The organism is Streptosporangium sp. NPDC023825 (assembly GCF_040639575.1).
GTDB lineage: Bacteria > Actinomycetota > Actinomycetes > Streptosporangiales > Streptosporangiaceae > Streptosporangium.
On the sequence record NZ_JBFAAE010000004.1, the window covers coordinates 96,589 to 122,573 of the forward strand.

Below are 25,985 nucleotides of genomic sequence, written 5' to 3' on the forward strand. Positions count from 1 at the left end.
CGGTCTCGCGCCGGCGAAGGGTTCTGTGGCCTTCGCGGGTCCCGCCGTCCGGCACGGGTCAGCGGATGCCCTTGAGGTGGTCCACCACCGGTGCGTACGCCGCTTCCAGCTCGATCAGCTGGTCGTCGGTGAGCAGGTCGATGAAATGCCGGCGCACGCCGGCCACGTGGTGTGGCGCGACCTTCTGGATGGTGGCCCAGCCGTGTTCGGTGAGGACGGCGAAGGTGCCGCGCCGGTCGTCGGCGCAGGTCTCCCTGGCGACCAGGCCGGCGGCCTCCATCCGGGAGATCTGGTGGGACAGGCGGCTGCGGGACTGGATCGTGGCATCCGCCAGGTCGCTCATCCGCATGCGGTGACCGGGGGTCTCCGACAGGTTCACCAGGATCTCGTAGTCGTTGACCGAGAGCCCGAAGGGCTGGAGCTCACGGTCGAGACGGTGGTCGAGGAGCTTGTGCACGGCGAGGTGGGCACGCCACGCCCGCTGCTCGATCGAGGACAGCCAGCGGGGCTCCTGCTCGCTCACCGGTCGCTCACCACTCTCGTTCGCCGCGCGTGTGGTCGCGACTCCGGCGGATCCGTCCCCCGGCCGACCACCCCGCCCGCCCGGCGGAGCTTGCTTCAGGGTCATAGATCAGAACTTACCTCAGAAGATGCCGATCGCTGGTGGTAGGCGATGTGGCAACGTGACGAAACCCGCGGTTTCCCCGTCCGCGGACCCCGTCCCGCCGGCCGGGCCGGACAGGTCGCGTCACCGTTGGGATGCGAGGGACGGGACACACGTAAGGTGACCGCATGGCTGGGAACGGGGCGGACGCCGGCAAGGCCGGATCGGAAAGCCTCGCCACGGTGATCGTGGCGGGCCTGGCCAACCTCGCGATCGCCGTGGCCAAGCTGGTCGCCGGGCTGATCAGCGGCTCGTCGGCGATGCTGTCCGAGGCCGCCCACTCCGCCGCGGACACCGTCACCGAGGCCCTGCTGTTCGTCGCGGTGCGCAGGGGCGGGCACCCCGCAGACGCGCGGCACCCGTTCGGCCACGGCAAGGCGGGGTTCTTCTGGGCGCTGCTGGCCGCCTTCGCCACCCTCGTCGGCGGGGCCGGGTTCTCCGTCACCCACGGGGTGCACGAGATCCTCGCGGGGGAGCGGCTCACCGACCTGACGATCTCGTACGTGGTCCTCGCGGTCTCGTTCGTGATCGAGGGGATCTCGTTCCTCAAGGCCCTCTCGCAGGTGCGGGGGGAGGCCCGTCGTCTCGAGGTGAGCCCGCGGCGCTACGTCGCGAAGACCTCCGACACGGCGTTGAAGGCCGTGCTCTTCGAGGACGCGGCCGCCCTGGCCGGGCTGCTGATCGCCGCGGCGGGACTGCTGGCCTCCCAGCTGACCGGCTCGTCCGTCTGGGACGGGACCGCCTCCGTGGTGATCGGCCTGCTGCTCCTGTGGGTCGCGCTCCACCTCATCCGCGCCAACGCCTCCCTGCTGATCGGCCAGGCCGCGCCCGGGAGGCTGACGGAGCGGATCCGGGAGGAGATCGCCGCCCTGCCCGAGGTCGAGAGCGTGGTGGAACTCCTGACCATGATGCTGGGCCCCGGCGAGATGCTGGTCGCCGCCCGCGTCGACTTCGTGGACGACACCACGGGGGCGAGGCTGGAAGAGGCCGCCGACCGGGTGGAACGCGTGCTCAAGGAACGGTTCCCCTCGGTGGCGCAGGTCTTCCTCGACCCCACCCCCGGACGCTCATCCCGCGAGGCCTGAACTCTCCATCCACCTCTCCACCTCGTCGGGGTGGCGGGGGAGCCCGGCCGACATGAGGCGGGCGCCGTCGGCGGTGACGACGAGGTCGTCCTCGATGCGCACGCCGATGCCGCGCAGTTCCGGCGGCAGCGTCAGGTCGTCCGGCTGCAGGTAGAGGCCGGGCTCGACGGTCAGCACCTGCCCCTCCTCCAGCACGCCGTCCAGGTAGGCCTCCGAGCGGGCCCTGGCGCAGTCGTGGACGTCCATGCCGAGCATGTGGCCGCTGCTGCACAGCGTGTAGCGGCGGTACAGGCCGCTCCCGGGCTCCATCGCCTCGTCCGCGCCGATCTTCAGCACGCCCCAGTCGTGCAGTCCCTCCGCGATGACGCGCATCGCCGCGCGGTGGAAGTCGCGGAAACGCGCACCGGGGCGCAGGGTGGCGATCGCCGCCTCCTGGGCCTCGTACACCAGCTCGTAGACCTGGCGCTGGACCGGGCTGAAGCGCCCGGACACCGGCAGGGTCCTGGTGATGTCGGCGGTGTAGAGGTGGTCGGTCTCCACGCCCGCGTCGAGGAGCAGCAGCTCGTCGCCGGCCAGCCGCCCGTCGTTGCGGATCCAGTGCAGCACGCACGCGTTGGCGCCGGAGGCCACGATGCTGTCGTAGCCGACCGCGTTGCCCTCCAGGCGGGCGCGGAGGCCGAAGACCCCCTCCAGGTAGCGCTCGCCGCGCCGGTGCCCCAGGGCGGCGGGCAGGGCCCGCGCCACGTCCTCGAACCCACGCGTGGTCGCGTCGACCGAGAACTGCAGCTCGGCGACCTCCCACTCGTCCTTGACCAGCCGCATCTCGGAGAGGAACGTCTCCAGCTCCTCGTCGCCGCCGCCGGGCGAGACCCGCCCGTCCACGGACGCGTCCACCCCGCGCAGCACCCGCGCGGGCCCGGCGAGCGCGTCGTCCAGCCTGTCGATCGGCGCGCAGGCGATCTGGTGGATGGCCTCCGCCTCGGCCAGGTCGGGGCGGCGGCCCACCCAGAACTCGCCGTAGCGGCGGTCGCGGTAGAACTCCTGCCCCGCCTGGCCCGGCGCCGACCTCGGCGAGCGGGGGCGCAGGAACAGCGTGGCCTCCCCGGAGGGCTCGACGACGAGCACGTCGTCGGGCTCCTGGTCGCCGGTGAGGTAGGCGAACGCGCTGTGCGCCCGGAACCGGTAGTCGCTGTCGTTGCTGCGGGCCTTGAGTGTGCCGGACGGGATCACCAGCCGCTCGCCGGGAAAGCGGGCGGCGAGCGCGGCGCGGCGCTTGGCGGTGTAGGCGGCCTGCGGCAGCGGCGCGAGGTCGTCGCGGTGCGTGTCGGCCCAGCCGGTGGTCATGAACGCGGCGAGGGCGTCGGAGACCGGCAGATCGTGGCTGCCGGTGTTGAGCTTTTGGGTCATTATGTCCCCGGGCGCGAAGGTCTCTGGTCACCCCCACGCTAGTCCGGAGCGGTGCGGCCCGCACCCCCGGCAGGTACGGAGCCGCACCGCGCACACGGGTCAGCCCACCGGGACCTGGTACTCCTTGGCCAGGTCGGACGTGGCGGCCTCCTTGAAGACGACGGCGCCGCCCAGGGCGGCCTTGTCCGGCTTGGCCACGTACGACAGCAGCGAGGCGGGCTTGTCGAACGTGGTGAAGTCCATGACCGTGCCGAACTCCGCACCCCAGGACGACTGGCCGCGGTGCGCGGCGACCACCGCGGCCCGGGTCAGGTCCTTGCCCTCGCACGCCTTCTTGAGCGCGTCGACGACGATCGCCGCCGCCGAGTAGCCCGAGGGGACGCCGCTGTCGATGGCCGTGTCCGGGTACTTCGCCGCGTAGTCGGCGGCCAGCTTCTTCATGGCGGGCATGTCGGCGCTGATCGGCGTGCCCGCGGTCATGTAGTAGAAGTCCTTCAGCAGCGCGGGCCCGGCCGGGGTGGGCAGCAGCTGGGGGGAGTAGGCCGAGTTGCTGCCGACGAACGGCACGTCCATGCCCTTGGCGAGCGAGACGCCGACGAGCGAGGCGGTCTGCTTGGGGCCGACGGAGACCAGGACGGCCTTGACGCCCTCCGCCTTGAACGCGGCGACCTGGGCGCTCATGTCCTGGTCGGTGGCCTTGATCTTCTGCTCCACGAGCGTGAGGCCGAGCTTCTCCGACGCGTACTTGGAGCCGTTCAGCGCGCTCTCGCCGTAGTCGCCCTCGAAGTACAGGTGACCGATCTTGTCCCCGGACTTGATGCCCTTCTCCTTGGCCAGGAAGTCCACCCCGTTGATCATGTCGATGTCGTAGGTCGTCCCGGTGACCTGGATGGACTTGCTGCCGAGCAGCCCGGTCGCCCAGGCCTGCGGGATGGTGAGCATCTGGTCGGTCTCGATGCGCTGCTTGAGCGCGTTGACCATGGGCGAGCCGACGAAGTGGGCGATCGCCACCACCTTCGGGGCGATCTCGGTGTAGGAGGCGATCGCCTTCTGCGCGTCGTAACCGTGGTCGCGCACCAGGGCCTCCAGTTGCCGCCCGCACACACCCCCGGCCGCGTTCGTCTGCTCGAAGTACAGCTGCTGCGCCTGGGTCAGGCTCTTGCCGAACGACGCGTACGGGCCGGTGAGGTCGGTCATCAGGCCGATCGTGATCTTGTCGGCGCTGACGCCGGGGCCCGTCTTCACGCCGTCCCCCCCGACGGCGGAGGGAGCGGCGGCGCCCCCGCTGCCACCGGTGGCCTTCTCGCTGGCGCACGCGGTGACGGCCAGGGCGAGGGCGGCGAGTACCGCTATGTGTCGGACAGGGGTTCTTGGGATTCCCATTTCATCAGTTCCTTGTGTCGGGGGAGGGGGACAGCGGGGTCTTCGTCGTCGCGGAGGTCGCGGAGGTCGCGGAGGTCGCGGGAGCGGGAGGAGCGGAGGTGAGCCGCCGGTCGACGGCCAGGCGCAGGCGCCCGGCGAGGCCGAGCAGCCCGCCGGGCAGGAAGAGGACGACGGCGACGACGGCGGCGCCGTACAGGATGCGGGCCGCCTCGGCGGGCGACACCCCGCCCGAGCCCGGCTCCGCCACCAGCGGCAGGGCGTCGCTGTAGCGGCTGAGCAGCTGGGGGAGCATCGAGATGAAGATCGCGCCGATCACCGCGCCGGCGACGGAGCCGAGCCCGCCGATGATGATCATCGCGAGGTAGTCGAGGGAGAGCAGCAGGCCGAAGTAGTCGGGCACGGTGCGCTGGAAGACCAGCGCGATCAGGACCCCGGCCAGTCCGCCGTACATCGACGACAGCACGAACACCCCGGCGCGGTAGCGGGCCACCGGCACGCCCATCACCCCGGCCGCGATCTCGTGGTCGCGGATGGTGTTCATGGCCCGCCCGGGACGGCCGCGCAGCACCCCGCGGGCGAACAGCGCCGCGCCGGTCAGCAGGACCAGCCCCAGGAACCAGAGCCGCTCCAGCGACCCGAACGGCACCTGCGCCACCACCAGCTCGGGGGTGTCGGCGAACGCGAACCCGAACAGTTCCATCGGCGGCACCGTCCGCCCGTTGTACCCGCCCGTCACGGGTTCGGCGTTGAACAGCACGTGCTGGCCGACGAAGATCAGCGCGAGGGTGGCGATACCGAGGTAGGCGCCCTTCAGGCGACCCGCGATGGGGCTGAACACCCCGCCCGCGACACCCGCCGTGAGCACCGCGAGCAGCGCCGCGACGGGCGTGGGCAGGCCCAGGCCGCCGAGGGCGTGCGCGCCGCCCTCCGGCTCGGAGCCGAAGTAGACGTAGGCGTACGCGCCGACCGCCAGGAAGAACGCGTGGCCCATGGACAGCTGGCCGGTGGCGCCGGTCAGCAGATTGATGCCGATCGCCCCGATCGCCGCCGACATCGCGAAGAGCCCGGCCTGCAGCCAGAAGCCCTCCAGGTAGAACGGCACGGCGATCGCCGCCGCGACCAGCACGACGCAGGAGAGGATGACCTTCTTAGACACGTGCCAGCTCCCTCGTCCCGAACAGCCCCGCGGGGCGGATGAGCAGGACAATGATCATCACGAGGAACGGGGCGACGTCGCCGATGCCCCGGCCGAGGAAGGCCAGGTCGTTCTGGTAGCCGCTCATCATGGCCTCGGTGACGCCGATGATCAGCCCCCCGGCCAGCGCCCCCGTGGTGGAGTCGAGGCCGCCGAGGATCGCCGCGGGGAACGCCTTCATCGCCGCGAACGTGGTGCTGCGGTCCAGCCCCGGGGTGGGGAAGACGCACAGGAAGAGCGCGGCGACGGCGGCGAGCGCCCCGGCGACCGCCCAGGCCCCCATCGAGACCCGCCCGCGCCGCACGCCCATCAGCGCGGCGGTCTCCGCGTCCTCCGCGGTGGCGCGCATGGCGATGCCCCAGTTCGTGTACTTGAACGCCAGCAGGAACGCGGCGATCAGGGCCGCCGCGACGGCGAACGCGACCACCCGGGTCTGGGCGACGCTGACGGCTCCCAGATGCAGCACCCGGTCATGCCACGGATCGCCCAGTGCGAGCACGTCGGTACCGATCTGCCTGGTCAGCTCGGTCGTCAGCACGATGTCGACGCCGATCGTCACGATCGCCAGCACGCTGTGCGAGGCGACGTTCGCCCTGCGGATGATCAGGAACTCGATCAGGGCGCCCACGACGGCCGCCCCGGCGACGCCCAGCAGCAGGGCGGTCCAGAAGCCGACCGACGGGTGCATCTTGGCCACGATGAAGCCGCCGACCAGCAGCAGCGAGGCGTGCGCGAAGTTCACCACCTCGGTCGCCTTGAAGATGATGACGAAGCCCAGGGCGATCAGCGCGTACACGGCTCCGACGGAGATCCCGTTCACCAGGAGTTCGAGAAAAGTGATCACGAAGCGACCTCCTCGTCCTTGGCCGGGGTGCTCTCCGCCGCCGCGCCCAGGTAGGCGCGGACCACCTCGGGGTCGTTCTGCACCTCGCCGGGGGACCCGTCCGCGATGCGCCTGCCGAAGTCCAGGACCGTCACCGCGTCGGCGAGCCGCATGACGATCCCCATGTCGTGCTCGACCAGCAGGATCGAGATGCCGAGGCTCTCCCGCACCGCGACGATCAGCTCGGCCATGTCGCGGCGCTCGCCGCCGTTCATGCCGGCGACCGGCTCGTCCAGCAGCAGCAGCCGGGGCTCCATGCACAGCGCCCGCGCCAGCTCCACGCGCTTCTGCACGCCGTACGGCAGCAGCCCGACAGGCGTGGCCAGCCGTTCGGAGAGCCCGACGAACGCCGCGATCTCGGTCACCCGCTCGCCGTGCGCTGCCGCCTCGCGCCGGGCCGACGGCAGCCGCAGCCCGGCCGAGACGAACCCGGCGCGGGTCAGCCGGTGGCGGCCGAGCATCAGGTTGTCCCGCACCGACAGGCGCGGCGACAGGGCGATGTTCTGGAAGGTGCGCGCCACTCCCAGAGCGGCGATGCGGTGCGGGGCCAGGGAGGTCAGTTCCGCGTCGCCGAACCGCACGCTGCCCGAGGTGGCCCGGTAGACGCCCGACAGGACGTTGAAGCAGGTCGACTTGCCCGCCCCGTTGGGCCCGATCACCGCGTGGACGCTGCCGGGCTCGACGCTGAAACCGACCGCGTCCAGCGCGGTGAGCCCGGCGAAGCGCACGGTCACGTCACGCACGTCGAGCCGGGGAATGGAAGTATCCGTACCGTCCGGTTGGTATGTGTCACTCACGCGGACCACCTCGCCAGTGCCGGGCGGGCGGCCGCGGCCTTTTCCGCGGATCCGGGGACGACCGGGACCGGGTCCTCGACGCCCAGGTAACGGCGGCGCACCTCGTCGCTCGCGGCGAGCTCGGCGGCCGGTCCCGACAGCACCACCTCGCCGACCTCCAGCACGTAGGCGTGCGAGGCCAGGGACAGGGCCATGGCGGCGTTCTGCTCCACCAGGAGCACCGTGGTGCCCCGCGCGTTGATCTCGCGAACGGTGTCGGCGATCCTGGCGGCCATCATCGGAGCGAGACCGAGGGTGGGCTCGTCCAGCAACAGCATCCTCGGCCTGGCCATCAGCGCCCGGCCGATGGCCAGCATCTGCTGCTCGCCGCCGGACAGCAGGCCCGCGCGCTGTCCGGCGCGCTCGGCGAGCACGGGGAAGAGCGCGAGCACGCTCTCCCTCGCCTCGGCCGCCGAGCGCCGGTCGGGCGCGCCGAGGGCCCCGGCCCGCAGGTTCTCCTCCACCGTCATCCGCGCGAAGACCCTGCGCCCCTCGGGCACCTGGACGACGCCCCTCGCCACCACGGCCGAGGTGGCGGCACCGGACAGCCGCGTACCGCCGAACCCGACCTCGCCCGCGGTGATCCCGCCCCGGTGGAACCTGAGGGTGCCCGACACGGCGCGCAGCAGGGTCGACTTCCCCGCGCCGTTGCCGCCGAGCACCGCGACGACCGAACCGCGCGGGACGTCCAGCGAGACACCCCGCAGGGCCAGGACCGGGCCGTAACTCACCGCCAGATCCCTGACGACCAGCCCGGAATCTCCGGGCGGGCGAGGGTCGTGCACGTCCATGTGTGCCTCCTGACAGCCGATGAACGCACCCAACCGAGGCGCTTCACCGGCGTCCAGAGGGCGGGGTGAAGTCGGGGCGGGCGCCCATGCGGGACGGGTACCGGTTGTGCGCGGGCACAACCCCGGATCACGAAACAGAACAGAACCTTGTTCGGCTAGGTGCCTTGCTGTCACGATCCCCAGATGGGGACCCGCCCGGTTACGGACGAAGAAGTACGCAGGATCATGCGCCTGGCCGCCCGCCGGCTGCTGCTGAGGCTTCCCGAGCTCACCGACGAACTCGTCGCCAAGATCCGCGACACCGACGAGGCGTACCGGCGGATGGTCCCCACCGACGACCACTGGCAGAGCGTCTACGAGGCGATGAGGGACGGCATCGGCGCCATCCTGCTGCCCCGCTCCGAACGGTGTGACCTGCCGCAGGCGGAGAAGACCGCCCGGCGCAGGGCCGAGCAGGGACTGCCCATGGACTCCCTGCTGCGCAGCTACCGGCTCTCCGCGCAGGTGATGTGGGACGGCCTCATCGACGTGGTCGCCGAAGAGGAATCAGACAGCCTGCCGGTCCTGCTCCGCAGCGCCACGAAGGTGTGGCACGCCATCGACAGGCAGGCGATCGCCGCCGCCGAGGCCTACCGAAGACGGGAGGCCGAGATGTTCGGCCGCACAGCCGAGAGGGTCCAGGCCCTGCTCGACGCGCTCCTGGAGGACCGGGTCGACGCCGCCCTCGTCCGCAGCGCCGCCGCCGGGCTCGACCTGCCGGAACTGGGCCGGTACGCCGTCGTCATCACCCGGCTGCCCGGCCGCCACGACCACGGGGACGACGCCCCCCGGCCGACCGCCCTGGGCGTGATGCGCCTGCTGTGGCGGATGCGCCCTGATTACGAGGTGTCCGTCGTGCTGCTGCGCGACGCGAACATGGACGACCTGGCCGAGGAGCTCCGCCCGCACATCACCGGGTGCGCGGGCATCAGCCCGGTCGTCGAGGGACTGGCGGAACTGGGCCGCGCCAGGCGGCTCGCCGAGCTGGCCCTGCGGACCTGCGTGGGCGAGGGCCCGGAGATCGCCAGGCTGGAGGACAGGCTGCCCGCCGCGCTGGTGGTCAGCCAGCCCGAGCTCGCCGGTCACCTCAGCGGCGCTGTGCTGCGGCCCATCCTCGCCCTCGACCAGGCCGACCGGGAGGTGCTCCTCGGCACCCTGGAGGCGTGGCTGCGGTGCGAGGGCTCGGCCATGCGCGCCGCGGGGCAGCTGTACTGCCACCGCAACACGGTCTTCAACCGCATCCGCCGCATCGAACAGCTCACCGGCCGGTCGCTCGCGCGCCCGCTCGACATCGTGGAACTCACGCTGGCCCTTGACGCGGTACGGCTGCTGCCCGTTACCTGACAGTCACACACTTTGCCCATTTCAGCGCTTAGCGTGTGGCGCAAAGGGGCAAAGGAATGGGATACCCGCGCCAGGCTGAACCGAGGTGGTGTCAATGCTGATCGGTACGATTCTGCAAGGCAAGGGAGCGGAGGTGGAGACCGTCCGCCCGGACGCGACGGTCGCCGCGCTGCTGGCCGTTCTGGCCGAGAAGAACATCGGTGCCGTGGTGGTGTCCGAGGACGGCTCGTCCATCGCGGGCATCGTCTCCGAGCGCGACGTCGTGCGGCGGCTGCACGACCGCGGCGCCCGCGTGCTGGACGAGCCGGTGTCGTCGATCATGACGACCGAGGTTCGCACCTGCCCGCCGGACGCCGACGTCGACGATCTCCGCCAGACCATGACCACGCATCGCATCCGGCACGTGCCGGTCGTGAGCGCCGGCCGGCTGGCCGGGATCGTGAGCATCGGCGACGTGGTCAAGAGTTCCATCGAGGCGCTGGAGACCGAGAAGGCCCACCTGGTCGACTATCTCCACCGCTGAGCCCGGGCCCGCGAGCCCGGACGGGCCCGAGGTCGTGAGCTCGGACGGGTCCGGGTTCGCGAGTCCGGGTGGGTCCGGGCCCGCGAGTCCGGGCGGGCCCGGGTTCACGGGTCCGGGTGGGTTCGAGGCCGTGAGCACGGATGGGCCCGGCGCGCCGCGCCGGGCCCATCACGTTTCCCCTTATTGCACGGTTATCCTGTCCACCTCGATCGTCAGGCCCTTGACCTGCGGCGTCGACGTGCCCGTGGTCACCGTGCCGACCCCGGGGCTGACGCCCTTGATCTTCATCGTGTAGCTCAGGCTGCCTCCCGGGGCGCCGGGCGTGCTGGACACCCGGAGGTCCTCGGCCGGCGGGCCGCTGATCTGGCCGCCCGCGGTGCCGTCGGCGTTCTCGGCGCCCACGGTCAGGCCGTAGCCCGCCGGAGGATCGCCGGGCAGGTTGTCCGGGTCGTAGGTGTAGGTGATGTCCTCGGTCCCGTTCAGGCCGATCCACTGCTGGAAGACCTTGAGGTCGCTCGTGCCGTAGAGGTTGACCCGCCACTCGATGACGAGCCAGTCGCTCACGCCGTCGGTCAGCGTGCCGGCGTAGACGCCCGGCGTGCCGGTGCCGTCCAGGTCGGTCCAGTAGGGGGCGAGCACGTTGTTCGGGCGCGCGGGGTCGGGCAGGGTCTGCGGCTGCAACGCGATGTCGGCCGAACCGGAGGTCCCCCCGGCGACCGCGTAGCCGTTGGAGACGATGCCGAGCCTGGTGTAGGTGTTGCCCGCGTACTGGAACGGGGGCACGGTGAAGTTGATCGCCTGCTCGTCGCCGATCGGCGTCGGCGCGATGCCGAAGGCGTCGAGCGGCAGGTACGGGGCAGGACCGGTGCCCGGGGCGATGCCCGGCCTGTCCGGCTGCCTGGCGGCGAGGGTGGTCTTCGTCGTCGCGATCTGGGAGCCGACCTTGGTGGCGCCGGTCACCGAGTTCAGGCGCAGCCTGCCGTCGAGCGTGCTGACCGCCGTGACCTCGGCGTTCTCCAGGGTGTCGTTCTGCACGGTGACGGTGCAGGTGGACTCGCCGGTGTCGCGCGGGATGGTGGCCGGTGCGCAGGTCTGGTCCACCGGGATGGCGCCCTCCTTGCGGACGAACGCGACCGGCAGGTGCAGGTTGCGCGAGCCGCCGACCTGCTTGAGGTTCACCTGGCCGAAGTACTGGCCCTCAGGCAGGTCCGGCGCGGTGATCACCACGCTGAGCTTGACGCTCTTGCCCGCCTTCACGCTGAACAGCGGCGGCAGCACCGTGATGTTCGCGCCGCTCACGGTCGTGCCCGTGGCGGTGAAGGTGAGCGTCTTGTTCGTGACGTTGGTGAACGTCCGCTTGGCGGTGATGAGACCCGGCATGATCGGGGCGTTCACCGACGGCAGGTTCAGGTCGATGCGGTTCAGCGGGTCGTCGGCCGAGGCGGTGAAGTTCTCGCCCGTCTCGTCCAGGGTCAGGCCGGGGTCGCCGGCCTTGGTCAGGTCGATGCGCCCGCCGCCGGTGTCGAACGGGTCGGCCGGGGTGACGCGGTCCTGCTTGGTGACCGAGGTCTTGGCCGTCGTCTCCAGCGCGGACTTAACCTGGCCCGGCGTCCAGGCCGGGTTCAGCGCGAACAGCAGGGCCGCGGAGCCCGCGACGTGCGGCGACGACATCGAGGTGCCCGAGATGGCCTGGTAGAGGTTGCCCTGCGGGCCACCGGCCGGACCCTCGAGCAGCGGTGTCTGACCGGCCAGGATGTGCAGGCCGGGGGCGGTGACGTCCGGCTTGAGGAAGTCGCCGCCGGGGCCGCGCGAGGAGAACGTGGTGATCGCGTCGCCCTGCCAGGTGGCCTTGGTGCCCTGGGTGAACGAGGCCGTCGCGCCGGGGTTGGCCGACAGGAACGCCAGCAGGGCGTCCCCCTCCGGCTTGTCGATGTGGACGGAGGGGATCCAGTGGTTGTCCGTCATCACGTCGAGCGGGGTGGCGTTGTACAGGATCATTCCGGCCGCGCCGCCCTGCCGGACGTTGAAGCCCTTCAGGACCCGGTCGGGACCGCGCTCACAGACGACGATCTTCCCGGTGAACAGGCCCGGGGGCGCGGGCGCGGTGCAGAGCGGGTTGGAGTACGGCGGCGCCGAGGCCCGCACCACCGGCAGCGGGGAGGCGATGCCCGGGGTGATGGAGGCACCCTTCACCGTGGCCGTCGCGCCGCCGGAGCCGGACAGCGTGACCGTCGACTGGAAGGTCCTGGTCTGCGTGGAGGCCGCCACCGTGGTCACCCACGGGCTGACGTGGTTGACGGTCGCCGCGCCGGGACCGGCGTTGCCCGCCGAGGCCGAGACGAGCACGCCCGCCGAGTACGCGTCGAGGAAGGCGAGCTCCACCGGGTCGCTGTAGGGGGAGGTGCCGCCGGAGATCGAGAAGTTGATCACGCGGACGCCGTCGAGGATGGCCCGGCCGACCGCCTGGGCGGAGTCGGAGGGATAGCAGCCCGCGACGCCGCAGACCTTGTAGACCGACACGTGCGCCGCCGGGGCGATGCCGTGGATCGGGCCCCGGCTGATGCCGAGCGGGTTCGCGTCGGCCACCGGGCCGCCCGCCGAGGTCGTCGCGGTGTGGGTGCCGTGGCCGTTGGAGTCGCGGGCGCTGTCCGGGAAGGTCTCGCCGCCGACGTTCGCGTTGTAGGTCTCCAGGAACGGGGCGCCGCCGATGACCTTCCGGTTGCAGACGAACGGGTCGGCCGCCGGGGTGAGCGGGTTGTCGCCGAAGTCGCAGACGCGCGGCGTGCCGTCCCTGGTCGCCGGTACGGCGGGCAGCGTGCCGGGGTCGGCGAACTGGGGGTGCTCGGGCCAGGCGCCGGAGTCCAGGATGCCGACGATGACGCCCTTGCCCGACGAGGAGCTGCCGCCCAGCTTGTTGTAGATCGTCGGCGCTCCGATGAACGCGGGGCTGGAGTCGGTCAGCAACTGCTCGGGCTTGTCCTCCTGGACGGCGGCGACACCGGGCAGTTTCAGCAGCGCGGCCGCCTTGTTCGCGGGGACGCGCAGCGCGATGCCGCCGTAGACGGTCCGCAGCTTCTGGCCCGCCTTGGCGTTTGGCACGTTCCTGGCCAGCTCGGCGAGGAAGGTGTTCTCGACGTCCTCGATGTGCCGCTGGTACTTCTGCGCGTCGCCGCTCTTGACGTCAAGAGCCTTTCCGGTCTTCGCCGGGCTCGTCGCGGGAAGTCCGTCGAGACCGCCCTGGTAGGCGGCGAAGGAGTCGTAGTCGAGCTTGACCATCACGTTGACCGTGGCGCCCGAGGTCGACTTCAGCAGCCCCTCGTCACTCCGGGCGAGTTTGCCGGTGGGGGACTTCGCGCCCTGGACCGGCTCACCCCCGGTCAGGGGGGTCGCCGTCCATTTGGCGGACGGCGTGGGGGTGGGGGTGGGATCCGCGCTCGCCGGCGGCGCCATCGCCGCGACGAGCCCGACGCCGGCGGCGAGCACCGCCACGCGTCTGATCCTCGGTGAGTAGGGCTTCCTGGCCAACGAGACCTCCCTGTAGGCACGCGTGAACCGCCACGCCACAGGAAGGGAGGCCACCCGCGGGCCCGGGGCAGGGCATACCGAATAGGCCGTGACCCTCCCCGGTGGGTGACACGCGATCGGCCCCCCGGTAAAGGCGGCCGATCATGACAGGGAGCCTAACTAGAGGGCATTTGTTTGCCTAGATCGTTAAATTGACACAATAATCATGGGAATTGGTCAAATTTGATTGCAGACTGGGCCGATGTTCCGGTCTCCCCGAGGTCGGCGGCGTCGGGACTTCTCCGTACCGGCGCGATGTGAGATCACGGGCGGCTGTGACGGTGGGGCCTGATCGCTGGGGCTCGCCGCGGAGGCGGGGCGGCCGAGAGGGCGGGCTGGCCAGGAGAGCGGGGCGGCCCGCCCCGCGTAAACTGGCCCCACCTGACACGCGGGAGGCTCGGTTGAAGCTCAAGCTTGATCTACACCCCCTCTACAACAAGGGCGGAGAGATCGACAAGGCGCTGCGGGGCATCATCGACGAGGCCATCAGGAAGAAGGCCACCGAGGTCGAGATCATCCCCGGGAAGGGCTCGGGCCAGCTGAAGAAGAAGGTCCTGCGCTTCCTGGAGCAGAAGGAGATCAAGGCCCTCTACCACCGCATCGACAAGGACGCCAAGAACCACGGCCGCCTCTTCGTCTACTTCCGCTACAAGTAGACCGGCGACCGCTCCAGGCCGGGTTTCCCGGCAAGTGTTGAAATCTTTCGAAGACATCCCGAGGCGCCGGTCGTAGTGGGCTCGTGCTCCGGGCGGCGGCGGGAGACCACCGCCGGCCGGTCCGTTCACCCCTTCAGGCCCGAGCGGGAGATGCCCTCGATGACCCAGCGCTGGGCGACGAGATAGAGCACGATCACCGGCAGGCTGGCGATCACCGCCCCGGCCATCAGCAGGTCGTAGCGGATGCTGTTGGCGCTCTGGAAGTTGCCCAGGCCCGACGGCAGGGTCAGGGACTCGGGGCTGAGCAGCACGAAGATCGGCCACAGGAAGTCGTTCCAGTTGGTCAGGAACGACAGCAGGAACAGCGTGACCAGCGCCGGGCGGGCCAGCGGGAGCGCGATGGTGGTGAAGATCTGCCACCGGTTGCAGCCGTCGAGCTCGGCGGCCTCCTCCAGCTCGCCGGGCAGGGTGACGAAGAACTGCCGCAGGAAGAACACGCCGAACGCCCCGGCCGCCGCGGGGACGATCACCGCCGGCAGGCTGTCCACCCAGGCGAGCTCGTTGACGATGAGGAAGTTGGGGATCAGCAGCACCACCGGCGGCACGAACAGCGTCGCCACGACCGTCGCGAAGATCGTGTTCCGGCCGCGGAAGCGGAGCCTGGCGAGCGCGTACGCGGCCGGCGCGGCGGTCACCAGGACCAGGGCCGCGTGGCCGGTGGCGGCGGCGAGGCTGTTGACGAACCAGGTCATGATCGGGCTGTCGGCGCTGCCGAGCAGCTCCCGGTAGGCGTCCAGCGAGGGCGGGTCCGGGATCCACTGCGGCTCGGTGGCCCCGGCCGCCTCGCGGGTCTTGAACGAGGTGGAGAACATGTAGAGCAGCGGGCTCAGGTAGAGCGCCGCGATCACCGCCAGGACGAGGTGCAGCAGGGAGCGCCGCAGCCGCCGGGTGTCGAGGGTCATCGCCCGCTCCTGTCTCTGAAGGCGCCGAAGACCAGGGCGCTGGCCGCCATCAGGAACGCGGCGAGGATGAAGCTCATCGCGGACGCGGTGCCCATGTCGAACTGGCGCAGGCCGGTCTCGGCGATGAGGTAGATCGCCGTCTTCGTCTGGTCGGCGGGGGCGCCGCGGGTGATCAGGTAGGACTGGCCGAACATGTTGGCCGAGGCCAGGATCGTGGCGTTGACCACGAACACCGTGACGGGCCGCAGCCCCGGCAGGGTCACCGCCCGGAACCGGTGCCAGGCGGAGGCGCCGTCGACCATCGCGGCCTCGTGCAGCTCACGCGGGATGTCCTGGAGCCCGGCGAGGAAGATGACCGAGTTCAGGCCGAGCGTCCACCAGACCGTCACGCCCACGAGGGCGACCCAGGCGGGCGGCACGTCGGTGGTCCACTGCACGTTCAGGCCGAGGTAGTGGTTGACCAGGCCGATGTTGCCGTCCAGCAGGAACTGCCAGACGAACCCGACGACCGCCACGCCCAGCACGTACGGCGCGAAGTAGACGGCGCGGTAGACGTTGCGCCCCGCGAAGCGGCCGTTCATCAGCAGCGCGACCAGCAGGGGCAGCACGATGAGCAGCGGCACCGACGCGACGGTGAAGATACCGGTGGCCCGCATGGCCGTCCAGAACCGCGAGCCGTCCACGCTGGCCGGGTCGAACAGCTCGGTGTAGTTGTCCAGCCCGACGAACGGCTTGTCCGGGAGGTTGATGTCCCACTCGTGCAGGCTGGTCCAGAACCCGAAGCCGATCGGCAGCAGCATGAAGACGGCGAACAGCGCGAGGTAGGGGGCCAGGAAGGCGTACGGCGTCCAGGGCCGCATCCTGGGCGTGACCCCGCTGGCGGGGGGCCGGTCCCCGGCGGCGGGGGACCGGCCCTTCTGCTCGGCGAGCAGGCTCACTTCTCGTACTTCCGCTTGTTGGCGGCGAGCAGCTTGTCGGCGGACGCCACGCCCTCCTTCAGCGCGTCGGCCGGGGACGCCTGCTTCAGCACGGCCTTGGCCACCGCGAGCTCCAGCGCCTTGGACTGCACGTCGCCGACGCCGGGCAGCGGCGGCAGGAAGCGGAAGATGTTCACGTCGGAGGCCATCTTGATCTGCGGCAGGTCGGCGATGGCGGGGTCCTGGCGGGCGGAGTTGCGCGCGGGGATCATCCCGGCCTTGGCCCACTCGGTGGACTGGCGGCTGATGTGGTCGATGAAGAACTTGGCCGCCTGGACCTTGTTCGGGTCCTTGCCCGCCTGGGAGGTCATCACGAAGTTGTGCGAGGAGGCCCACGCCGCGGCCGTGCCGCCGATGTTCGGGATCGGGGACATGCCCCACTTCAGCGACCTGGCGTTGGTCTTCAGGTCGTTGATCTGCCAGATGCCGTCCCAGGTGAAGCTGACCTTGTCGTTCTTGAAGGCGGCGTACTGGCTGTCCTGGGCGACCTTGGCCGGGCTGAGGCCCTTGTCGATCTGCTCGACCATCCAGCCCAGGGCCTTGGCGCCCGCCTCGGAGCCCCAGAGCGCGTTCGCGCCGTCCTCGCTGTAGAGCTCGCCGCCGAACTGCCAGAGCAGGCTCATGAACATCAGGTGGGCCGGCCACTTGCTGGGCATCCAGAACGGGTTCTCGATCCCGGCCTCCTTCAGCCTGCCCAGGGCGTCCTCGTAGGAGGCCCTGTCGGCCGGGGCGTCGTCGAGGTCGATCTTCTCCAGGTGGGAGGTGTTCCAGTAGTCGGCCAGGCTGTGCACGTCCAGCGGGACGCTGTAGCGCTTGCCCTCGTAGATCCCGGCGTTCCACACCGCGGGGATGAAGTCGGACTCGCTGAGCTTCAGCGCGCCGACCACGTCGTCCAGCGGGATCAGCGTCTTGCGGGTGGCGAAGGTGCCGATCCAGTCGTTGTGGATGACCGCCACGTCCGGGCCCTTGCCCGCGGTGATGGCCGTCGGCATGGCCGGGTAGAGGTCCTCCCAGCGCCGGGTGACGTTGCGGACCTCGATGCGGCCGGCGTACTCCTTGTTGAACGCCTCCAGCATGGCCCGCATGTGCGGGCCGTCGCCGCCGGTGAAACCGTTCCAGTAGTCCAGGGTCACCTTGGGGCCGGAGTACTCCCCGCCGGAGAAGGTCGGCGCGGCCGAGGCCGGGGAGGAGGCGCCGGCTCCGATCTTGGTGCCGCCGCCGCAGGCGGCCAGCGCGGCGGTGAGACCGGCGGCGCCGGTCAGGCCCATGAACGAGCGGCGGGACAGAGGACTGGTCATGTTCCTACTCCTGGGGGGAATTCTGGGGGGAAAGGGGAGCGAAGCGGACGATGTTCCACGAGACGGGTGAGAGGTTCAGGAAGGCGCGGCGGCCCTCCATACGCGGGCCGTCGCCCGGCCGGGGGACGACACGGTCGGGCGCGTCGGCGGAGTTGACCGCCGACAGGTCGTCGTCGGTGAGCTCCAGGTGCTCCACGGGCCGCAGGCCCTCCGGCAGCGCGAGCTCCAGCGCGCACGGGGCGTTCCGGTCGCGGTTGACCACGAACAGCGTCAGCTCGCCGGTCGCCTCGTCGTGCGTGGCGGTCGCCCAGATCGCGGGCGCCTCCCCGTACTTGGCGGTCGGGATCACCTCGCACTCCGGCTCCACCCGCAGCACCTGGCCGCGGGCGTGCCGCGCGGTCAGCGCGAACGGGTGGAAGATGCTCTGCCGCCACGCCGGGCCGCCCGGCTCGGTCCTGATCGGGGCGATCACGTTGGCCAGCTGCGCCTGGCAGGCGACGCCGACCCGGTCGGTGTTGCGCAGCAGCGTGATGAGCAGGCTGCCGACCACCACCGCGTCGGTCACGTCGTAGGTGTCCTCGATCAGCCGCGGGCGCTCCTGCCAGTCCAGCGACGACTCGCCGGGGAAGCGGCTCTGGTACCAGACGTTCCACTCGTCGAAGGAGAGCCTGATCCGCTTCTGGCTGCGCAACTTCGCGCCCACGTGGTCGGCGGTGGCCGTGATCGAGCGGATCATGTGCTCCATGTCGGCGCCGCTGGCGAGGAAGGAGTCGGCGTCGCCGTCGGAGGGGTCGTAGTAGGCATGCAGCGAGATGTAGTCGACCATCTCGTACGTCGCCTCCAGCACCTCGGCCTCCCAGGCGCCGAACGTCGGCATGCCGCTGTTGGAGCTGCCGCAGGCCACCAGTGACAGGCCGCCGTCGAAGCGCTTGAGGGCCCGCGCGGTCTCGGCGGCGAGCCGGCCGTACTCGGCGGCGGTCTTGTGACCCATCTGCCACGGGCCGTCCAGCTCGTTGCCCAGGCACCACAGCCGCACGTCGTGCGGCTTGTCGACGCCGTGCGAGCGGCGCAGGTCCGACAGGCGCGTGCCGCCGGGGTAGTTGGTGTACTCGACCAGCTCCAGCGCCTCGGCCACCCCTCTGGTGCCGAGGTTGAGCGCCATCATCGGCTCGACCCCGGCCTTGGCGGCCCAGGCCATGAACTCGTTGAGCCCGAAGCCGTTGCCCTCCAGGCTCCGCCAGGCGAGGTCCAGCCGCGCCGGCCGCTCCTCGGCCGGGCCGACGCCGTCCTCCCAGCGGTAGTTGGAGACGAAGTTGCCCCCCGGGTAGCGGACCAGCGTCACCCCGAGCTCGCGGGTCAGCTCCAGCACGTCGGTGCGCAGGCCGTCGGCGTCGGCCAGCGGGTGGCCGGGCTCGAAGACGCCGGTGTAGACGCAGCGGCCCATGTGCTCGACGAAGGAACCGAAGAGCCGGGGCTCCACCGGGCCGATCCGGAAGGCGGGGTCCAGGGTGAGACGGGCGGTGGTCGCCAAGACACGACCTCTCTGTTAACGCGACATTTCGTGGTAGGGGGTTTCTACAACGTTGTTTCAACGTTGTAAACAGTCGCTTCGGAAGTCGATACCGGGGCGTTACGATCGTCGCAATCGGATCTCGTACGCTCCGTGGAGCGCCGGCCGGGCCGGGCCGGGCTGCGGAGAGCGCGGCGCCGGGCGGCGGAGGCCGCGGCGGGAATGGGGGAGCGGGTGGGAGCGAGCCTGCGCGACATCGCACGCCTGGCGGGGGTGTCGGTGAAGACCGTCTCCAACGTCGTCAACGGGTACGCCCACGTGTCGCCCGTGACACGGGCCAAGGTCGAGGAGGCGCTCTCCCAGCTGGAGTACCGGCCCAACCTGTCGGCCAGGAGCCTGCGCCAGGGACGCACCGGCGTGATCGCCCTGGCGCTGCCCGAGCTCGACGCCCCCTACTTCGCCGAGCTGTCCAGGTTCGTCATCGACGCCGCGGCCGAGCTGAGGTGGCTGGTGGTCATCGAGCAGACCGACGGCAGCCTGGAGCGGGAGCGGCGCATCCTCGACGGGGTCCGCGACCACCGGGTGGACGGGGTGATCCTCAGCCCCATCGCCATCGGCGCCGACGAGCTCGCGGCGCGCACCGACGCCACCGCGCTCGTGCTGCTGGGCGAGCGGATCCACGACGGCCCCGCCGACCACGTGGCCATCGACAACGTACGGGCGGCGCGCGACGTCACCGAGCATCTGATCGGGCTCGGCCGCACCCGCGTCGCCGCGCTGGGCGCCGAGGACAACGCCGCCAGCGGCACCGCCCCGCTCCGGCTCGCCGGGTACCGCGAGGCGATGGCCGCCCACGGGCTGCCCGAGACGGTCGCCACGGTCGAGCGCTACCGCAGGGACCAGGGGGCGGCGGCGATGGCCGCGCTGCTGGCGCGCGCCGAGCCGCCCGACGCGGTCTTCTGCTTCAACGACCTGCTGGCGCTGGGCGCTATGCGGACCATTCTCTCCGCCGGCCTGCGGGTGCCCGAGGACGTCGCGCTGGCCGGTCTCGACGACATCGAGGACGGCCGGTTCAGCACTCCGACCCTGACCACGGTCGCCCCCGACAAGGCCCAGCTGGCCCGGACCGCGGTCGACCTGCTCAAGCAGCGGATCGACGGCCCCGCCGACCGCCCCCCGAAGGAGGTGGGCGCGGGCTACCGGCTCATGGTCAGGGAGAGCACCGTCGGGCGTTGACCGGCGCGTTCCCTCCGGGGGACCGGTCGTGATCCGGTGATAAGTCTACATTGTAAAGGCATCGGCCGATTCGCACGATTGTTTGCGGCCGTCCCTCCGCGACGAGAATCGGCGGCCGAAAGGCCCGGACATGTTGATCGGGCGGATTCAACGGCGCGGAACACCGGGGACGACAACGGCCCGTTCCCGCCGTGACACACCGAGAGCTCATACGCGGCCACGATGACGCGTACACCGCCTCCCGCCTGGGCTTTCACCGGCCGGTGAAATCGCGGCTTTACGGGGTGCCGCAGATGATTCACAATTCCTGCGGGGGGTCACACGCCGACGCGGTTCGATAGGGGCATCATGCAACTCGGCAGGCGATCCCTGGTGGCGGTCCTCCTCACCCTCGGATTCCTCTCCCTGGCGTTACTTGTCGCCGCACTGGCGATCGGCCCGGCCGGAGAGACGGCCCTGGCCGCCGCTCCGGCGAGAGGCGCCCCGTACGCGGTCATTCCGGCGGGGGCGGGCGACGACACCACCCCGCCCACGCGTCCCGCGGGGACGCGGCCCTGTCCGGTGCCGGCCGCCTCCACCCCGACCGGCTACGCTTCCATCTGCTGGGACCCCTCGACGGACGACACGGGGGTCGTCGGCTACGACCTGTACCGCCTGGACGCCGGCGGTTTCGTCCTCGCCTCCACCACGACCGGCACGGTCGGCGGCTTCTCGGGCGAGCTGAACCGCTCGTACACGATGTACGTCGTGGCCAGGGACGCGGCGGGGAACGTCAGCCCGCCCTCCACCCTGATCACGGTGTCCGCGACGGTCGGCATGACGCCGACCGCCTCGCCGACCCCGCAGCCGGGTGACCGCGTGCCCCCGTCCACGCCGGCCGGTCTGAGCGAGCCCTGCCTGTGGGACTTCCGGGGCATCGCGTTCTGCTGGCAGCCGTCGAGCGACAACGTGGCGGTGACGGGGTACGACGTCTACCGCGAGACCGCGACGGGTTACGCCAAGGTCGGCACGACCACCTATCCCTCGTACCAGAACTCCGCAGAACCCGGCGTGGTCATCGGGCAGCGCTACACCTACGTCGTGGTCGCCAGGGACGCGGCCGGCAACCTCAGCGCGCCCTCCGGCCCGCTGTCCGTCCTCGCCAGGGAAGGTCTCCCCTCGCCGAGCCCGCTGCCGCCGTCGTGCACGGTGTCGTACCGCGCGACGACGTGGGGTTCGGGCCTGACCGCGAACATCACCGTGCGCAACAACGGCGCGATCGCGTTCGAGGACTGGACGCTGACGGTCGACTACCCGACGCCGGGCGTGCGCCTCGTCTCGGGCTGGTCGGCGGACTGGAGCCAGGCCGGTTCACGGCTCGTCGGCACGAGCAAGCACTGGAACAGGGTCATCTCCCCCGGCTCGACGGTGCAGGTCGGGTTCGTCGCCTCGTCCGGCGGCCCCCCGCCCGCCCCCGCGAGCTTCAACCTCAACGGAAGGGACTGCGCCGTCGGCTGATCGCGTCCCGTAACCGTGGTCCGGGCGGCGCCGGCGCGGCGCCGCCGGGGCCGCAGGGACGGGCTCGGCCGAGACCGGCCGCTCACCCTGGTCGTCGCGCACGACGACCCGTCTCATCGGGCCTGTTCCCTGACGGCGTCGTGGACCGCGGCCAGGAGGTCGGCGGCCCTGCCGTCGGGCACGCCCTCCTGGATGTGGTTCATGACGTAGCCGAAGGCGAGGCCGGTCGCCGGGTCGGCGAAACCGAGCGATCCGCCGTAGCCGGGAAACCCGAAGGCGGTCGGGCTGTACCAGAAGGCGTCGGGGGTCGGCAGGCCGAAACCGGTGCCGATCCGGACCGGCACCCGCAGGACGCGGTCGACGCCGCCGGCCTGTTCCGCGGTCGCCGCCGCCAGGGTGCCGGGCGTGAGAATGCGGTGCCCGTCGACCTCGCCGATGAGCGCGGCGTAGAAACGGGCCAGCGCGCGGGCCGTGCAGATGCCGTTGCTGGAGGGCATCTCGGCGACCTGCTCGGCGGGGTCGTCGTGGTTCGGCATCGGCGTGATGACGCCCGTCGACCGCCTGGTCAGCGAGGTGGGGTCGGCGTAGGCCCGCATCACCTCGCGCGTGGGCTCGGGGAGGGAGTCCAGGTCGATCCGGGCGAACGCGTCCAGGTCGATCGGGGCGGCGACGATCCGGCTGACCCGGTGCAACTCGGTTTCCGGCAGTCCGATCCACAGGTCCAGGCCGAGCGGCGCGGCGATCTCCTCGGCGAGGAACGTGCCGAGGCTGCGGCCGGTCACCCGGCGGACGACCTCCCCGACCAGCCAGCCGTAGGTGTGCGCGTGGTAGCCGTGCGCGGTGCCCGGCTCCCAGAGGGGGCGCTGGGCGGCCAGGGCGGTCACCATCGGCTCCCAGGCGATCGCCTCCGCAGGGGTGATCGGGTGGTCGATCGCGGGCAGCCCGGCCTGGTGGGTGAGCAGCCAGCGGACCGGGATGCGCTCCTTGCCGTTCGCCGCGAACTCCGGCCAGTAGTCGGCGACGGGGGCGTCGAGGTCCAGCTCGCCCCGCTGGGCCAGCAGGTGCGCGCAGGCGGCGGTGACGCCCTTGGTGGTGGAGAACACGACCTGCAGCGTGTCGCGCTCCCAGCGGCGACCGGTCGCGGGGTCGGCGATCCCGCCCCACAGGTCGACGACCTTCCGGCCGTGCAGGTAGACGCCGACCGCGGCGCCCACCTCCTGCCCGCCGGCCAGGTTGGCCGCGAACGCCTCGCGTACTCCTTCGAACCCTGGCGCGGTGTTCCCGCCGATTTCGGGCATGCGTCATCGCCTTCCGTTTGGGGTGTGTCGCCGGAGGTGCTAGCCGCGCCATTTCTCGATGAGCCAGGCGCAGATCTCCGGCTCGGTCATCTCGGGGAACTCCTCGGCGAACGTGACGAGTGCGCGCACCGCCTCGTCCCGGTCCAGGCCGCGCGCCGCCGCCGCTCTCAGATACTCCTGGCGTGCGGCGGAAGGACGGCCTCCGCCCGCGCCGCGGCCCGGCAGGCCGTCGCGCCACCGCGCGATCTCCTCCAGCCGGTCGGCCCTCCAGCCGGGGGCTCCGTCGACCTCGACGTCGGGTTCGGGGAAGGGGTGACGCGAATCGCGCGGATGGCGGGAGCGCCACTTGTGCACCGCGTGCCGGCTCACCCCCAGCGCCTCGCCGACGCCGAGAACGCCGAGGAAGTGCTCGGTCATGGCGCACCAACTTGTCTGTCCGGCCTCCTCCGTGGGTCCCATTACTACCACGCCCGAGGCGAGGCCCCGTGTCCACAGGACACGTCTAACCTAGTCTCTGACAGAGACGATATTAGGGCGGACGTTTCAACATCGTCAACAGGAGAGACGACGTCATCTTGGGGGGTGGAACTTTATGAGCGCTTTATCCGTCATTCGAGGAAAGCGGGGGCATCACCAGGGGTGGGGCGGGGGTAGCGATAGGGGCGACACGATCGCTCGCCGGGGGCGGGTGTGAGATGCGTGTGGAGCAAGACTGTCTCGTCGTCGACGTGCCGGGGCGCCATCCGATCCGGTTGCCGCTCACCGGTGAGGAACGCGCGGCCCGCCTGGTCATGTACCGCCTTCCCCGCGAGAACGGGGTCGTCTACGGGGTCGCGGTCCTGGACGCGCGGGGAAGGGGCATGCTCGACTCCCCGGGGGCCAGGCCCCGTCATCTGGTGGAGGCGTTCGCCGTGCACGCCGGGCTGTTCTTCGAGTACCGGCACCATGTCGCGGAGCGGGCGGGGCACGCCGACATCGAGACCCGGGCGCGGGGGTGGCGCAACACGGCGGACGTGGGGCTGCCGGTGCGCGGTGACCACTCTCCCCACGAGGTGGCGCTCCGGCTCCGGCCGTACGACGAGGTGTCCGGCGAGCTCCGGCCGTGCGAGGGGGCGCTGGAGGGCACGCCCTGCCCGGCGACCACGCTCAGCTGGGACGGCCGGACGCTGGTCGCGGCGGATCCGGTGGCGGGGCGTTCGCTGCGGCTCGTGCCCGCCTCCCTGTACCACTACCGGTACAGGCGTCGGGTGCTCGTCCCCGGCAAGGAGGAGACGCGCTCCCTCACCGGGCTCGCCCTGCTCGACGCCGACGGGCTGGTGCTCGCCGACCTTCCCGGCGAGTGGCCGGCTCATGAGGTGGCCGCCTTCGCGGCCGGGCGGAGACTTCCCGTGCACGACGCTCTGGTGGAGCCGTCGAGGGTGGTGCGCACCGCGCTGGGCAGGAGGGCTCCCGGCTGGGCGCGCCTCACCGGGCTGGAGGTCCCCCGGATGTCCAGGGCCAAGAAGGTCGTCGCGGTCTGCGCCGGGGCGGCGGGGTTGCTCGCGATGGCCTATGTCGTCACGGCGGGCGGCTGGTTCGCCTGGCGGGGGTTGTCCGCGCTGGGCAGGATGCTGCTGGACCTGCTGGACGCCAAGTGGCTGGCGGTCTTCTTCGCCCCCCTGCTCGTCGTTCTGCAGCCCGTGCGGCAGGCGTGGCACACCTGGCGCATCCGGCGCGGCACCGCGCTCGGGCCGCCCGGGGGGCCCTACCTCTCCGTCACACGTGGGGGGACGCTGCGCGTCCGGTTCGGCGCGCGGATGGTTCCCGACGACCTGGCGATCGGGCCCGACCTGGGCCGCGCGGCCGGTCTGGTGGCCTACCGCCACGAGAGGCTGGCCGGGCTCTTCGTGGTGGACGGCGAGGGCAGGCCCGTCCGCCACCTGCCCGGCCCCTGGCCGCTGGAGGACGCGCACCGCTTCGCCGTGCGGCACGGACTCGGCTTCGAGGCCCGGACGCTGGGCCGCGAGGAGTATCTCGAGCTCACCGCCCGAGCTCACGACGCCGTACCCTGACCAGTCCGCCCGGGGGCGGCCGCGGGGCGGTGATGGGGGAGACGACGATGCCGGATGCCTCTGAGCGGTGATGATTCCACAAGACGGATCGACGCCAGGTGGGCTCGTACGGCACCATTATGTGACGCATGACGGCAATGTCCTCTCTGGCGATCGGCGAAGCCTCCGGCAGCTCGCGGATCGCGGCGGGGTTCTGCCCGGGTGGAGGCCCGATCCTCTCGTGAACGACCTCTCCATAGATCGCGCCGCTCCCACCCGCATACTTCTCACCTCCCTGAAAGGCCCCCTATGAGCGACCTCAACGCACTCCTCGCCCAGCGCGCCGAGCTGGACCGCCAGATCGAGGAACTCCAGTCCGGAGACCTGAAGGAGCGCGAGAACACGCTCGGCGACATCCTCGCGGCCGTCGCCGAGTGGGCCACCGTCCGCGGTCACGAGGCGCTCAGGAGGGAACTCAAGAACTGGGAGTACGTCACCTTCGCCGGTATCGAGGTCGGCGTGGGTCACGACGGCGGTGAGCGCTGGGGACTGCCGCAGAGCTCGGTCAGCGTGATGGACTCCGTCAGCGGGACCGACGCGGAGTTCGGCACCACGCCCCCTCCGGTCCAGGCCGTCCTCGGCCTGCTGGAGGGCCTGCTGGCCACGCGCTAGCCCCGTCCCGCGCGTCCGCCGGAACCAGGACGGTCTCCACCTGGCCACGCGCTAGCCCCGTCCCGCGCGTCCGCCGGAACCAGGACGGTCTCCACCTGGCCACGCGCTAGCCCCGTCCCGCGCGTCCGCCGGAAC

At 71.4% G+C, this 25,985-nt stretch carries 22 protein-coding genes; 8 read left to right on the forward strand and 14 right to left on the reverse strand.

The annotated features are described in order from the left end of the window. Positions 1-58: 58 nt before the first annotated feature. Positions 59-523, reverse strand: coding sequence for a MarR family transcriptional regulator (locus AB0G15_RS04965; protein WP_362676068.1), 465 nt, complete (start codon positions 521-523; stop codon positions 59-61). 269 nt (positions 524-792) lie between these two features. Between AB0G15_RS04965 and AB0G15_RS04970 the strand changes: the two genes are divergently transcribed. Beyond that, the gene (locus tag AB0G15_RS04970) at positions 793-1,749 is read left to right on the forward strand and encodes a cation diffusion facilitator family transporter (protein ID WP_362835428.1); all 957 of its coding nucleotides are present in this window, start codon (positions 793-795) and stop codon (positions 1,747-1,749) included. Here AB0G15_RS04970 and AB0G15_RS04975 read toward each other — a convergent pair. The 6 genes from AB0G15_RS04975 to AB0G15_RS05000 all read right to left on the reverse strand — a co-directional run bounded on the left by AB0G15_RS04975 (position 1,732) and on the right by AB0G15_RS05000 (position 8,244). Further along, complete coding sequence (locus AB0G15_RS04975; protein WP_362835430.1) at positions 1,732-3,156, reverse strand: aminopeptidase P family protein; 1,425 nt, start codon at positions 3,154-3,156, stop codon at positions 1,732-1,734. The genes AB0G15_RS04970 and AB0G15_RS04975 overlap by 18 nt on opposite strands. Before the next feature lie 99 nt (positions 3,157-3,255). Next, entirely contained in the window at positions 3,256-4,539 is a 1,284-nt protein-coding gene (locus tag AB0G15_RS04980; protein ID WP_362835432.1) for an ABC transporter substrate-binding protein, read from the reverse strand. Positions 4,540-4,543: 4 nt separating this feature from the next. After that, complete coding sequence (locus AB0G15_RS04985) at positions 4,544-5,695, reverse strand: branched-chain amino acid ABC transporter permease (protein WP_362835436.1); 1,152 nt, start codon at positions 5,693-5,695, stop codon at positions 4,544-4,546. Further along, positions 5,688-6,578: a branched-chain amino acid ABC transporter permease gene (locus tag AB0G15_RS04990; RefSeq protein WP_362835438.1), complete on the reverse strand. Its 891-nt coding sequence runs from the start codon at positions 6,576-6,578 to the stop codon at positions 5,688-5,690. Before AB0G15_RS04990 ends, AB0G15_RS04985 begins: the two co-directional genes overlap by 8 nt. Beyond that, a complete protein-coding gene (locus AB0G15_RS04995; protein ID WP_362835440.1) occupies positions 6,575-7,414 on the reverse strand; it encodes an ABC transporter ATP-binding protein in 840 nt (279 codons plus the stop codon). The genes AB0G15_RS04990 and AB0G15_RS04995 overlap by 4 nt, the downstream gene beginning before the upstream one ends. After that, positions 7,411-8,244: an ABC transporter ATP-binding protein gene (locus tag AB0G15_RS05000; protein WP_362835442.1), complete on the reverse strand. Its 834-nt coding sequence runs from the start codon at positions 8,242-8,244 to the stop codon at positions 7,411-7,413. The genes AB0G15_RS04995 and AB0G15_RS05000 overlap by 4 nt, the downstream gene beginning before the upstream one ends. Before the next feature lie 183 nt (positions 8,245-8,427). Here AB0G15_RS05000 and AB0G15_RS05005 point away from each other — a divergent pair, with 183 nt between their 5' ends. Then, complete coding sequence (locus tag AB0G15_RS05005) at positions 8,428-9,627, forward strand: helix-turn-helix domain-containing protein (RefSeq protein ID WP_362676054.1); 1,200 nt, start codon at positions 8,428-8,430, stop codon at positions 9,625-9,627. Positions 9,628-9,721: 94 nt separating this feature from the next. Continuing rightward, positions 9,722-10,150 carry a CBS domain-containing protein gene (locus AB0G15_RS05010; protein ID WP_362835444.1) on the forward strand — a complete coding sequence of 143 codons (429 nt, stop codon included), beginning with the start codon at positions 9,722-9,724 and terminating at the stop codon, positions 10,148-10,150. A 180-nt stretch (positions 10,151-10,330) separates the two neighbouring features. On the opposite strand, the gene AB0G15_RS05015 is transcribed toward AB0G15_RS05010, so the two are convergent. Next, the gene (locus AB0G15_RS05015) at positions 10,331-13,639 is read right to left on the reverse strand and encodes a S8 family serine peptidase (protein WP_362835446.1); all 3,309 of its coding nucleotides are present in this window, start codon (positions 13,637-13,639) and stop codon (positions 10,331-10,333) included. 476 nt (positions 13,640-14,115) lie between these two features. Between AB0G15_RS05015 and AB0G15_RS05020 the strand changes: the two genes are divergently transcribed. Further along, positions 14,116-14,370, forward strand: a complete 255-nt coding sequence (locus tag AB0G15_RS05020; protein ID WP_329093428.1) for a Smr/MutS family protein — start codon at positions 14,116-14,118, stop codon at positions 14,368-14,370. A 125-nt stretch (positions 14,371-14,495) separates the two neighbouring features. Here AB0G15_RS05020 and AB0G15_RS05025 read toward each other — a convergent pair whose 3' ends face one another. Genes AB0G15_RS05025 through AB0G15_RS05040 form a run of 4 tightly spaced genes read right to left on the reverse strand, consistent with a single transcriptional unit; the run spans position 14,496 to position 19,138 of the window. Continuing rightward, positions 14,496-15,332 carry a carbohydrate ABC transporter permease gene (locus AB0G15_RS05025; protein ID WP_362835448.1) on the reverse strand — a complete coding sequence of 279 codons (837 nt, stop codon included), beginning with the start codon at positions 15,330-15,332 and terminating at the stop codon, positions 14,496-14,498. After that, the gene (locus tag AB0G15_RS05030) at positions 15,329-16,270 is read right to left on the reverse strand and encodes a sugar ABC transporter permease (RefSeq protein WP_362835450.1); all 942 of its coding nucleotides are present in this window, start codon (positions 16,268-16,270) and stop codon (positions 15,329-15,331) included. The genes AB0G15_RS05025 and AB0G15_RS05030 overlap by 4 nt, the downstream gene beginning before the upstream one ends. Then, a complete protein-coding gene (locus tag AB0G15_RS05035) occupies positions 16,267-17,607 on the reverse strand; it encodes an extracellular solute-binding protein (protein WP_362835452.1) in 1,341 nt (446 codons plus the stop codon). The genes AB0G15_RS05030 and AB0G15_RS05035 overlap by 4 nt, the downstream gene beginning before the upstream one ends. A 4-nt stretch (positions 17,608-17,611) precedes the next feature. Next, positions 17,612-19,138: an alpha-N-arabinofuranosidase gene (locus AB0G15_RS05040; protein WP_362835454.1), complete on the reverse strand. Its 1,527-nt coding sequence runs from the start codon at positions 19,136-19,138 to the stop codon at positions 17,612-17,614. Positions 19,139-19,270: 132 nt separating this feature from the next. Between AB0G15_RS05040 and AB0G15_RS05045 the strand changes: the two genes are divergently transcribed. Continuing rightward, a complete protein-coding gene (locus AB0G15_RS05045) occupies positions 19,271-20,353 on the forward strand; it encodes a LacI family DNA-binding transcriptional regulator (RefSeq protein ID WP_362835456.1) in 1,083 nt (360 codons plus the stop codon). Between the two features lie 348 nt (positions 20,354-20,701). Next, positions 20,702-21,850, forward strand: coding sequence for a cellulose binding domain-containing protein (locus AB0G15_RS05050; RefSeq protein ID WP_362835458.1), 1,149 nt, complete (start codon positions 20,702-20,704; stop codon positions 21,848-21,850). Positions 21,851-21,963: 113 nt separating this feature from the next. Here AB0G15_RS05050 and AB0G15_RS05055 read toward each other — a convergent pair whose 3' ends face one another. Both AB0G15_RS05055 and AB0G15_RS05060 read right to left on the reverse strand, forming a co-directional pair. After that, on the reverse strand, positions 21,964-23,148 hold the full coding sequence (locus tag AB0G15_RS05055) for a serine hydrolase domain-containing protein (RefSeq protein ID WP_362835460.1): 1,185 nt from the start codon (positions 23,146-23,148) through the stop codon (positions 21,964-21,966). 39 nt (positions 23,149-23,187) lie between these two features. Continuing rightward, the gene (locus AB0G15_RS05060; protein ID WP_362835462.1) at positions 23,188-23,565 is read right to left on the reverse strand and encodes a hypothetical protein; all 378 of its coding nucleotides are present in this window, start codon (positions 23,563-23,565) and stop codon (positions 23,188-23,190) included. Between the two features lie 278 nt (positions 23,566-23,843). Between AB0G15_RS05060 and AB0G15_RS05065 the strand changes: the two genes are divergently transcribed. Then, the gene (locus AB0G15_RS05065) at positions 23,844-25,199 is read left to right on the forward strand and encodes a hypothetical protein (RefSeq protein WP_362835464.1); all 1,356 of its coding nucleotides are present in this window, start codon (positions 23,844-23,846) and stop codon (positions 25,197-25,199) included. A 288-nt stretch (positions 25,200-25,487) separates the two neighbouring features. Then, complete coding sequence (locus tag AB0G15_RS05070) at positions 25,488-25,850, forward strand: hypothetical protein (protein ID WP_362835466.1); 363 nt, start codon at positions 25,488-25,490, stop codon at positions 25,848-25,850. The last annotated feature ends 135 nt before the right edge of the window (positions 25,851-25,985 follow it).